This is a genomic window from Clostridium thermobutyricum DSM 4928 (assembly GCF_002050515.1).
In the GTDB taxonomy this organism is placed as follows: Bacteria; Bacillota; Clostridia; order Clostridiales; family Clostridiaceae; genus Clostridium; species Clostridium thermobutyricum.
On sequence record NZ_LTAY01000035.1, the window covers coordinates 25,852 to 36,899 of the forward strand.

Consider the following 11,048-nt stretch of genomic DNA (forward strand, 5'->3'; position numbering starts at 1 on the left):
CCACCTACTCTCTATTTGCTAATATTAATGACATGTAATCTCTAACTTTTAATATTTCCTCTTTGTCTTCTAAAATTAATTGTCCTTCTCTACCTGCTCTACTTACATAAACATATTTAAATCCTTTTTCTTCTAAAGCATTTAGAACTTCTTCTTCACGTTTATATACTTTCATTATTACTACATATTTTTCATCTGTTATTTCATGAACCTTTGTTGCTGGCATAACTGTTAATCTATTATCTCCAACTACTATTGTTTGTCCAACTATACTTGCTGCTGAACAAAAAGAAGTAATTCCTGGTACTGTTTCAACTTTAAAATTCTTTTCTTCCATGTTTTTTAAAAGATGAATATATGTACTATAAACAAACGGATCTCCAATTGTTAAAAAGCTTACATTTTTTCCTTCTCTTAATCTCTCTTCTATAAAATCATATGCTTCTTTTACTTTTATTTCTTTTCCTTTTCCACCCATTGGGAAATGTTTTATAACTACTTCTGTTCCAGGTTTTATATATTCCTTAACAGTATTTAATGCTATACTTTCTCCACCTTCTGTTCCAGTTGGTGCTACTATAACATCACTATCTTCAATTGCACGCACACCTTTAACTGTAATAAGTTCTGTATCTCCAGGTCCTACACCTATTCCATATAATTTAGCCATATTATTTTTCTCCTTTTATGCACTTAACTATATAAATTGGATTATTAGAAATCATCATATAGCTTTGTCCTCTATTTTTGCTTATGTTAACTAATGAAACATCAAACTTATAACCCATTTGCTTAACTTTTTCTATTCCAATATATGAGTTATTTAAAGTTATGAAATTCATTACTATTACTCCATTATTTTTTAAAAGTTTATCAGACTTTTCTATTATCTTTTCAAGGTCACCTTCTGAACCTCCAATAAATATAGAATCTAATATTAATCCTTCTTCTATATATTTATCTAAAATTTCAACTGCACTACCTTCATCTAAAATAACATTTTTACAATTAAACTTTTCTATATTTTTTTTTGTTGTTTCTATTGCATGAATATCTCTTTCTATTGAATATACTTTTCCTTTATGTGCTATTTTAGAGGCTTGAACTGTTATACTTCCTGTTCCTGCTCCAACATCTAAAACTTTAGAATCTTCACTTAAATCCATTTTCCATATTGAAAGAGCTCTTATGTCCTCTTTAGTCATAGGACAATCTCCTCTTACAAATTCACTATCTTTTATTAAAATCATCTTTTTCTCCTAAACTCTTTCTACTATTAGAATACTCAAATCTCCAAAGCTTTCATTTAAAAATTCCTTTGGACTTCCGAAAACTATTCTTTCATCTTCATAAGAAAGTTTTTCTCCAATAAAAACTTTACACTCTATATTTTCTTTATTTAAAATTCTACATAACTCTACGGGAGTATTTTTTTTATCACAAAGCCATATACTTAAATTATTTTCATTTATTTTTTCTAAAAAATATCCTTCTCTAGCATGCATACTTCCTGTATATGCATTACTCCAAGATTTATTTAATTTGCTTGTTAAATATTGAAAAGAACTTATGCCAGGTATTACAGAAATATCTTTATCTAAATTCTTTTTTATATATTCTGCTATTCCAAAAAAATTTGGATCTCCTGAAGCTACAAGAGAAATATTTTCATCAGAATTTTTCAATTTTTCTAATATTCCTTTTAAAGAATCTATTTTTTCTTTTTTTACATCTATAAAATTAATTGAATCTATGGCTCTAGAAAAACCTATTATTATATCAGAATTTTCTAAAATATCTATAGATTTATTTAACATATAATCTTTATGTCCTGGCCCTATTCCAACTATATAAATCACACTTTTTCCTCCTCTAAAGAGTTATATAGTATATTGTAATCTGAATATCCGCTATACATTACAGCATTACATTTTACTTCATTGTAAGTATATATATTCATTCTATTTACTATTTTTTCTCCAATAGTCTTATACAAATGCTCATAACCTTCCCCTAAAAGCTTTACTGCACCTTCACTTGTTTTTTCTTTCATAACTTTTTCTACAAAATCTTTATCATATCCTAAAAGAAAAAGTTCTAACCCTATAACTTCAAGTCTTACATCAGAGACTCTACTATGAGTATTAAAACAACCATATGCTACTTTACTTAGCTTTCCTATATGCCCAACTAAAATTATTTCTGATACTTTTTGAGAAACTGCACTTTCAAGTGCAAATCCTACATAATTAGAAATAATAACTATTTCATCTTCTGTAAAGCCTAAGTCCTTTGCACATCTTTCACCTATATTTCCAAAAGTTAAAACTATTCTTTCTCCAACTTTTGATTTTTGCTTTATTTCAATTAAAATAGATTCTTTTATTGCATCTTCTGACATAGGAACAACTATTCCTGTAGTTCCTAAAATAGAAATTCCACCTTCTATTCCAAGTCTTGGATTAAAAGTTTTATTAGCTACTTCTTTTCCTTCTGGAACACTTATAGTTACATGCACACCATAATCTTTATCAATTACCTCTAAAACTTCTTTCTCTATCATTTTTCTTGGAACAGGATTTATAGCATATTCTCCCTTTTTTACTGAAAGACCATCACGAGTAACAAATCCAACTCCCTCTCCTCCAGTTAAAAAGAAACCATCTTCTATTTTTTTTACTGTAGAAAATATTTCTATTCCATCTGTTACATCAATGTCATCTCCACCATCTTTTATAACAGAAACACGAACAAAATCTTCTCCTCTATAAATAGAATTAATTTTTATATTTAATCTAATTCCTTTTGGAGTATCAATTTCTACATATTCTAAATCTTCCTCATGAAAAAGCATATAAGTTGCAGCCTTTGAAGCTGCTGCTGCACAAGAACCTGTTGTAAATCCACATCTTAATTTTTTACCACCACTTTGAACATATAAATCAAGCATAATTTTATCTCTCTACGCACATATACATTAAAGCATTTATTATAGCAGCAGCTACTGTGCTTCCACCTTTTCTTCCTTTAACTCTTATGTATGGAATATTTAATTGATCTAAATCTTCCTTGCTTTCTGCTGCTCCTACAAAACCTACTGGAACAGCTACTATAAGCTTTGGATTTACTTTTCCTTCAGCTATAAGTTCTTTTAATTTAAAAAGAGCTGTTGGGGCATTTCCAAAAACAAAAATATCAACATTATCAGCACAAGCTTTATGAACAGCTGCCATTGAACGTGTTATTCCTTTCTCTTTTGCTTCAACATGAACTTCTGGTAAATTTACATAACAAATTGCTTTTCCATTTAATTTTTCTAGTGCTCTTTTATTTATTCCTGAAAGAGCCATATTTGTATCTGTATATATTGTTGGGTTATTTTTTAAAGCTTCTTTCGCACTTTCTATTGCAGTCTTACTTATATCAACTAAATTTTTATATTCAAAATCTGCTGTTGTATGTATAACTCTCTTTACTATTTTAAGTTCTTCTTCTGAAAAGCTATGGCTTCCCATTTCTTCTCCAATTATTTCAAAACTTCTATTTTCTATTTCCATTGGATTTTTTATATAACTCATATTTATTCCTCTTTGTCTCTTAGTATATATTTTAAAAATTCTTTGTTTCCAAAGAAATGTATATGTGGATATCCAGCTAAAGTATTTTTCTTTTCATATCCACATTCCCATGTTTTTAAATCACCTTTATAATTTATTTTACTTACATTATAAATCTTTTTTTCTTTTGACTCTGTTTTAGATTTATGAAATTCATGACAATTTATTTTTATTCCATTAAAGTTTACTTCTGCATATCCAAAATTATTTAATCTATTAGTCATAAAACTCTTACCTTCAAAAAATCCTACCATTTCAAAACCTTCAATTTCTCTAGTAAGATACATAAGTCCACCACATTCTGCATAACAAGGAAGTCCCTCTTCTAAAGCTTCTTTTATACTTTTTAACATTGTTTTATTTTTACTAAGATCTTCTTTAAATACTTCTGGATATCCCCCACCTATATAAAGAAAATCTAAATCTTTAGGAAGCTCCTTATCATTAATAGGACTAAAATATATAACCTCACCTAATGATTCTAAAATCTCTAAATTTTCTCTATAATAAAAGCTAAAAGCTTTATCAAAAGCAACTCCAATTCTCTTTTTTCCACTTATTTTAAAAAAACTTTCATTTTTTTCTAAATTAACATCTTTAAAATTATCTATTAATAAATCTAAATCAACAGTTTCTTCTATTAAATTTGCACAAATCTCTATTTTATTTTCTAAATCTTCTATTTCAGAACTTTGAATTAATCCTAAGTGCCTACTTTTAATAATTAATTCTTCTTTCTTTTCTATAAATCCAAATACTTTTATATTTAAATTTTCTTCTATTATTTTTTTTAAAAGTACATAATAACTTTTACTTATATTATTTAAAATTACACCTTTTATATTTGCATCTCTAAACTCTAGTATTCCTTTTAATTCAGCACAAAGAGTTAAACTTTGAGCTTTAGGAGAAATAACAAGTATAATTGGAGCATTATCTAAAGTTTTTGATGTACTGTATGTTGAATAATCACTACTTATTCCTTTTCCATCATATAAACCCATAACTCCTTCTACAATTGCAAAATCTCCTTCCCCTCTATTAAAAGCTTCTCTTACACCTTCTTCTCCCATAAGAAAAAGATCTAAATTTCTAGATTTTACACCTGTTATTCTACTGTGAAATGCAGGATCTATATAATCTGGTCCTGATTTAAACCCTTGTACTTTATACCCTCTATTTTTTAAAGCTTTCATTAATCCAAGAGTTACTGTGGTCTTTCCTCCTCCACTACAATTAGATGACACTACTAAGGTTTTCATTTTTTAATCCTTTCTTTGTTTCACCAACTCCTAAATATGTATCATTTATGATATCGTGAATTCTATTTACATAAAGCTGTCTAAAAGCTTCAATTTCTCCAAGGCCCTTTAAGAATACATTTGCTTTTATTCCTTCACTTTCTAATATACTTTTCCATGAATCCTCTTCATCAGAAGCCATATCATTTAAAACATGATCTCCACAAACAACCATAAGTGGAACTAAAAGCACTTCTTTTATATTTTTATTTTTTAATCTCTTTATTACACTTTCAAAAGTTGGATGACCTTCAACAGTTCCAACAAAAACATTCTCATATCCTTCTTCTTGTAATACAACTTGAAGACAACTATAAGTAGCACTTGCTGGATGAGAAGTTCCATGTCCAAACATTACTATGTTTTCATTTTTATCTAATATATCTTTTATTGAATGAATAAAAAGAGTATAATCAAAAGCTACACCTTCAATTCCTTGATAATAAAATATTGGTCTTCCAACTTTTATTTTTTTAAATTTATTTTTATAGCTTTCAGCAACATTTTTTACATAATCAAATTCTTCTCCAGGAATTATGTGAAGAGGTTGCATTATAACTTCTTCATATCCTAAATTATAAAGTTCTTCTAATCTTTCTTCTGGAGTCATTACTTTTATTCCATAAACTTTATCCATCTTTCTTATAATCATATGAGATGTAAAAGCTCTAAAACAATCGTAATCTTTAAATTCCTCTTCTATTCTATTTTCAATTTTTTCTATTGAATCTTTTAATGCACCTTGATAGCTTGTTCCAAAACTTACAACAATAATAGCTTTTTTCATTCTTAATCTCCTTAGTTTATTAATTTTTAGATTTCAAACAAATTTATGTATAACCATTATTTCTTTAAGAATTTTATTATAATTTTCAAAATAAAAAAGCACCCTATAAAAGGGTGCTAAAAGAAAACTCTATTAAAATCTAATTTTAATAAATTCCGTTTCTCCTAATCTTCCCTCCGAAGCATGGTTTTATAAAAGGCAGGTCTCCTGACTTATGCTTCATCCTAATCCTCTACCTTCCCAAGAAAATTTCTCAGTGGTATTTAGAGTTTCGTCTGCAATTACAGTAGCGGGGGCTGTAATGGAATTTAACCATTTTCCCTTTTAATCTTAAATAAATTTAAGAACCTTTTATCTATTCATTTTTAACTTAATTATAAATGTTAATCAATAATAATTCAAATATAATTATAATATACCTATATTTATATTATTTATAATATAATAAAAAATTTCTAATATTTAAAGAGGTTAAATTTTAATTTAATCTTCTTAATTAAACTAAAATTTTATTTTCTATTTCTTTATTTTTTATATCCTTTATCTTTTCTATTTCTATTTTTTCAAGCTCAGTATTCTGACTTACCATTCTTTTAGGACCAACTACTGTAATACTTTCCCTTTCAACTATTACAGAACCTTCTTTTATTATAGAGTCTCCACCTATAATAGCATTGCTTATTATAACATGAGGCTCTATTATTGTATTTTCAAGTATAACTGAATTTTCTATTACGGATCCTTCACCAACTTTTACTCCTTTAGAAAGAACACTTGTATCAATGCAACCTTCTATTTCGCAATTATCTCCTAAAATACAATTTTTAATAATTGCTGTTCTACTTATTTGGCATTTATCATAATCCGGTACATTAGCAGAAGAAATTTTCCATTTATCATTTATACTTAACTCACATTCATTATTAAGCAAATCCATATTTGCTTGCCAAAGACTTTCTACTGTTCCAACATCTCTCCAATATCCTTTAAATGAAAATGAAACCATTTTTCTATCATCTTTAAGCATTGCTGGAATTACATCTTTTCCAAAATCATGACTTGAACTATTTAATCTTTCATCTTTAATTAAATATTCTTTTAATATATCCCATGAAAAAATATAAATTCCCATAGAAGCTTTATTACTTTTTGGCTCTTTTGGTTTTTCTTCAAATGAGTAAATTGTACTATCTTCATTTGTGTTCATTATTCCAAAACGACTTGCTTCTTCCATTGGAACTTCTAATACTGCTATTGTAGCATCAGCATTCATTTTTTTATGATGATCTAACATTTCTGTGTAATCCATTTTATAAATGTGATCTCCTGAAAGAATTAAAACATATTTTGGATTATATTTATCTATATATTCTATATTTTGATAAATAGCATTAGCTGTACCAGTATAGCAATTATCCTTATCTTCCTCAGTATATGGTGGTAAAAAGCTTATCCCAGTTTCATCAACTTTTTTTAAATCCCACGCTTCTCCATTTCCTATATGCTTATATATAGCTTTTGGTTTATATTGTGTTACTACTCCTACTGTATCTATTCCTGAATTTACACAATTACTTAAAGGAAAATCTATTAATCTATATCTTCCTCCATATGGAACAGCTGGTTTTGCTAATCTTTCTGTTAACACTCCTAATCTTGTTCCTTGTCCTCCAGCTAATATCATTCCAACAATTTCACGATTATTATTCATAAATCCACCCTTTTATATCCTTTTTCTTCTCTCTTAATTCTCTAAATTCTAATTTTTCCCATAGATAAACTTAACTAATACTACATTTCTTTTTAATATAATAGAAATTTATTCTAAAAAAATGATTCATAAATTCTTTTATATTCTAAAGATGATTTTTTCCAACTATTATCACAACTCATAGCTGTTTTAATTAAATTACTCCACTCATCTTTTCTTTTATATATTTCTAAAGCTTCAAAAATACAGTTTTTAAGTTCAATTGAAGAATAATTATAAAAACTAAATCCATTTCCAGTAAACTCAAATTTATTGTAAGCTTCAATTGTATCTTTTAATCCTCCAGTTTCTCTTACTATTGGAACGTTTCCATATCTTAAAGCTATTAATTGACCTAATCCACAAGGCTCAAACTTTGATGGCATTAAAAACATATCTGATCCAGCGTATATTTTATGTGAAAGCTTATTATCAAAGGTAATTCTAGTAGCTACTTTATTAGGATATCTCTTTTCCAATCCTTTAAAGAACTCTTCATATTCCCATTCCCCAGTTCCAAGGACAACAAATTGAACTTCTTTAGTTAATACACAATCTATAATTTCTTTAATTAAATCAATTCCTTTTTGTGATGTTAATCTTGATACTATTGATATGATAGGTATATTTTTATTTTCCTCTAATCCTAATTCTCTTTGTAAAGCTAATTTATTTTCCATTTTGTTTTCAATAGAATCTATATCATATCTTTTTTCTATTAATTCATCTGTTAAAGGATTATATTCTTCATAATCAATTCCATTTAAAATTCCTTTTAAATCTCCCCCTTTATTTCTTAATAACTCATCCATACATTCACCATATTCCGGTGTTTTTATTTCTTCTGCATAAGTATAACTAACTGTTAAAACTTTTTCTGAATAATTTATTCCACCTTTCATATAACTTATTCCATCATTAAAAGATAAACCTCCATTATTAAATTGTTGTAAATCATATCCAAAAAGCTCTCCTAAAACTTCTTTCCCAAAATTACCTTGGAAAAGTAAATTATGAATTGAATAAATAAATTTTATATCTGGATATTCATCTTTATTTCTATATTCAAGCTTATATAAAACAGGTATCATACCACATTGCCAATCATTACAATGTATAATATCTGGATACCAATTTATAGCTTTTAATATTTCTAGAACTGCTCTATCATAAAAAGCAAATCTTTCAGCATCATCATAATAACCATATAAATTATCACGGTTAAAGTAATATTCATTGTCTATAAAGTAAAACTGAACATTATTTACTTTAAGCTCTTCTATTCCACAATATTGATGTCTCCATCCAACATCTACAAATATATGTTTTATATAATTTATTTTATTTTTTAAATCTTCTTTAATTCCTTTATATTTTGGAATTATTACTCTCACATCTTCTCCCAACTTACCAAGCTCTTTACTTAAGGCTCCTATTACATCTCCTAATCCTCCAGTTCTTATAAATGGGTATGCTTCTGTTGCAGAAAATAATATTTTCATATCTTCTCCCCCTTATTCTACTTTTAAAACTATTGATCCCATTGGCGGAACCTTAATATCTATACTCCAATCTCTTTTATGATACTTTTCTTTTTTAGCTACTATAATTTTGTCCATAATTTGACCAGAGCCTCCATATTCCTTTTTATCAGAATTAAATATCTCTTTATAACTTCCTTTAAAAGGAACCCCTATTTTATAATTTTCATAGTATACAGGTGTAAAATTACATATGAATATTAATGTATCTTTTTTCTTCGTACCTTGTCTCATAAAAATATATATACTTTGTTCTCCATTGTCTGCTTCAATCCAATTAAATCCATCAACTTCATAATCTTTTTCCCAAAGTGCTGGATTATCAATATAAAATTTATTTAAATCTTTAAAAAATCTATGTGTATCTTTATGCATCTTAAATTCTTCTATTAAATGCCAATCTAATTCACCACATTCTCTCCATTCAGAAAACTGACCAAATTCCATTCCCATAAAAATAAGCTTTTTCCCTGGATGCCCTATCATATATGTCATGTAATTTCTAAGACCTGCAAACTTGTTCCAATAATCTCCCCACATTTTATCTACCATCGCTTTTTTCTCATGAACAACTTCATCATGAGACAGTGGAAGAATAAAATGCTCACTATAGTTATAAAGCATAGAGAAATTCATTTTATTATGATTAAATTTTCTATAAATTGGATCTATTTTTATATATTCCAATGTATCATTCATCCATCCCATATTCCATTTAAAATGAAAACCTAATCCTCCTTCTTTTACAGGAAATGAAACTTTTCCAAAAGTTGTGGCTTCTTCTGCACATAAAATAGTATTTGGGAATTTTTCTATTATAGTTGTATTTAATTCTTGAATAAATTTAACTGCATCTTTATTTATATCTGTTCCTTCATCATTTTTAATCCATTCCCCTTCATTTCTTCCATAACTTAAATAAATCATATTTGTAACCGCATCTACTCTAAGTCCATCTATATGAAATTCTTTTATCCAATATATCGCATTAGATATTAAAAAACTTTTTACCTCTGGTCTTCCCAAATCAAAGTTTAAAGTTCCCCATCCTTTATTATCTGCTTTCCATTCTTCTTCATATTCATAAGTAGGAGTTCCATCAAAAAATGCCAATCCATGTTGATCCCTACAAAAATGTCCTGGAACCCAATCTAATATGACTCCTATTTCTTCTTTATGAAGAGAATTTATTAATTCTCTTAAATCATCTTCATCTCCATATCTACTAGTTGGAGAATAAAATCCTGTAGTTTGATATCCCCAAGATTGATCTAAAGGATGCTCTGTAAGCGGCATAAATTCTACATGAGTATATCCCATTTCTTTTAAATAAATTGGTAATTCTTTTGCTAAATCTTTATATGTTAAAAATTTATTATCTTTATTTCTCCATGAACCTAAATTCATTTCATAAATATTTATTGGTTTATCATAATGATTAATAACTTTTCTATTCCACCAATTTATATCTGTCCATTTGTAATTACTTTTTGCTCTTATTATTGATGCTGTATTTGGTCTAATCTCTGAAAATCTTGCATATGGATCAGCTTTTAAAAAATAATTATCATATTTATCTTTTATAACAAACTTATATTTTGTATTTTTTTTAATTCCTTGTATAAAGCCTGTCCATATTCCATTTTCAGTTTCTCTCTTTAAAGAAAACTCTTCTCTTGTTTTCCAATTTGAAAAATCTCCTATTACACTTACTTCTTTTGCATTTGGCGCCCAAGTAGTAAATCTAACTCCTCTTTTTTTGTTCTCAACTTTTATATGAGCTCCCATAAAGTTATAGCAACTTGAATGCTTACCTTTATGAAAAAGATAGCTGTCATATTCTGTAAACAACATTGCCATCTCCTTTCCCTTACTGTAATTTATATAAAAATAAAATGTATATTATGCATTTTATTATACCATTTTTTTCAATTTTTTGTATATTTTTTAAAGTCGGGTTATAATTTTTGATTTTCTCTAATAAACTATGTTATTTTACATATTCTAATAATTCTCAATTTTTTTCTGTAATATTTTATTTTCTCTTAAGTC

At 27.2% G+C, this 11,048-nt stretch carries 10 protein-coding genes and 1 riboswitch; all 10 genes read right to left on the reverse strand.

The genetic code is table 11. The annotated features are described in order from the left end of the window. Positions 1-4 precede the first annotated feature (4 nt). The gene (locus tag CLTHE_RS06735) at positions 5-670 is read right to left on the reverse strand and encodes a cobalt-factor II C(20)-methyltransferase (protein WP_002597258.1); all 666 of its coding nucleotides are present in this window, start codon (positions 668-670) and stop codon (positions 5-7) included. A gap of 1 nt (position 671) precedes the next feature. Continuing rightward, positions 672-1,250: a precorrin-6Y C5,15-methyltransferase (decarboxylating) subunit CbiT gene (gene cbiT, locus CLTHE_RS06740; RefSeq protein ID WP_080022571.1), complete on the reverse strand. Its 579-nt coding sequence runs from the start codon at positions 1,248-1,250 to the stop codon at positions 672-674. Between the two features lie 9 nt (positions 1,251-1,259). Then, positions 1,260-1,859, reverse strand: coding sequence for a precorrin-6y C5,15-methyltransferase (decarboxylating) subunit CbiE (gene cbiE, locus CLTHE_RS06745; protein WP_080022572.1), 600 nt, complete (start codon positions 1,857-1,859; stop codon positions 1,260-1,262). Next, positions 1,856-2,950, reverse strand: coding sequence for a cobalt-precorrin-5B (C(1))-methyltransferase CbiD (gene cbiD, locus CLTHE_RS06750; protein WP_080022573.1), 1,095 nt, complete (start codon positions 2,948-2,950; stop codon positions 1,856-1,858). Before cbiD ends, cbiE begins: the two co-directional genes overlap by 4 nt. Positions 2,951-2,954: 4 nt before the next feature. Next, positions 2,955-3,578 carry a precorrin-8X methylmutase gene (locus CLTHE_RS06755; protein WP_080022574.1) on the reverse strand — a complete coding sequence of 208 codons (624 nt, stop codon included), beginning with the start codon at positions 3,576-3,578 and terminating at the stop codon, positions 2,955-2,957. A gap of 2 nt (positions 3,579-3,580) precedes the next feature. Next, positions 3,581-4,879: a cobyrinic acid a,c-diamide synthase CobB gene (locus CLTHE_RS06760; protein ID WP_080022575.1), complete on the reverse strand. Its 1,299-nt coding sequence runs from the start codon at positions 4,877-4,879 to the stop codon at positions 3,581-3,583. Then, positions 4,854-5,705 carry a sirohydrochlorin cobaltochelatase gene (locus tag CLTHE_RS06765; protein WP_080022576.1) on the reverse strand — a complete coding sequence of 284 codons (852 nt, stop codon included), beginning with the start codon at positions 5,703-5,705 and terminating at the stop codon, positions 4,854-4,856. Before CLTHE_RS06765 ends, CLTHE_RS06760 begins: the two co-directional genes overlap by 26 nt. 180 nt (positions 5,706-5,885) lie before the next feature. Continuing rightward, positions 5,886-6,072: riboswitch (cobalamin riboswitch) on the reverse strand. A gap of 129 nt (positions 6,073-6,201) precedes the next feature. Then, positions 6,202-7,416, reverse strand: a complete 1,215-nt coding sequence (locus CLTHE_RS06770; RefSeq protein WP_080022577.1) for a glucose-1-phosphate adenylyltransferase — start codon at positions 7,414-7,416, stop codon at positions 6,202-6,204. A gap of 113 nt (positions 7,417-7,529) precedes the next feature. Beyond that, on the reverse strand, positions 7,530-8,957 hold the full coding sequence (glgA, locus tag CLTHE_RS16950) for a glycogen synthase GlgA (RefSeq protein ID WP_207651196.1): 1,428 nt from the start codon (positions 8,955-8,957) through the stop codon (positions 7,530-7,532). A gap of 12 nt (positions 8,958-8,969) precedes the next feature. Beyond that, on the reverse strand, positions 8,970-10,850 hold the full coding sequence (gene glgB / locus CLTHE_RS16955) for a 1,4-alpha-glucan branching protein GlgB (protein ID WP_207651197.1): 1,881 nt from the start codon (positions 10,848-10,850) through the stop codon (positions 8,970-8,972). Between the last annotated feature and the right edge of the window lie 198 nt (positions 10,851-11,048).

Coding starts and splice junctions, on each gene's coding strand:
- CLTHE_RS06735 (WP_002597258.1), bottom strand. CDS start 670: ATGGCTAAATTATATGGAATAGGTGTAGGACCTGGAGATACAGAACTT.
- cbiT (WP_080022571.1), bottom strand. CDS start 1,250: ATGATTTTAATAAAAGATAGTGAATTTGTAAGAGGAGATTGTCCTATG.
- cbiD (WP_080022573.1), bottom strand. CDS start 2,950: ATGCTTGATTTATATGTTCAAAGTGGTGGTAAAAAATTAAGATGTGGA.
- CLTHE_RS06755 (WP_080022574.1), bottom strand. CDS start 3,578: ATGAGTTATATAAAAAATCCAATGGAAATAGAAAATAGAAGTTTTGAA.
- CLTHE_RS06760 (WP_080022575.1), bottom strand. CDS start 4,879: ATGAAAACCTTAGTAGTGTCATCTAATTGTAGTGGAGGAGGAAAGACC.
- CLTHE_RS06765 (WP_080022576.1), bottom strand. CDS start 5,705: ATGAAAAAAGCTATTATTGTTGTAAGTTTTGGAACAAGCTATCAAGGT.
- CLTHE_RS06770 (WP_080022577.1), bottom strand. CDS start 7,416: ATGAATAATAATCGTGAAATTGTTGGAATGATATTAGCTGGAGGACAA.
- glgA (WP_207651196.1), bottom strand. CDS start 8,957: ATGAAAATATTATTTTCTGCAACAGAAGCATACCCATTTATAAGAACT.
- glgB (WP_207651197.1), bottom strand. CDS start 10,850: ATGTTGTTTACAGAATATGACAGCTATCTTTTTCATAAAGGTAAGCAT.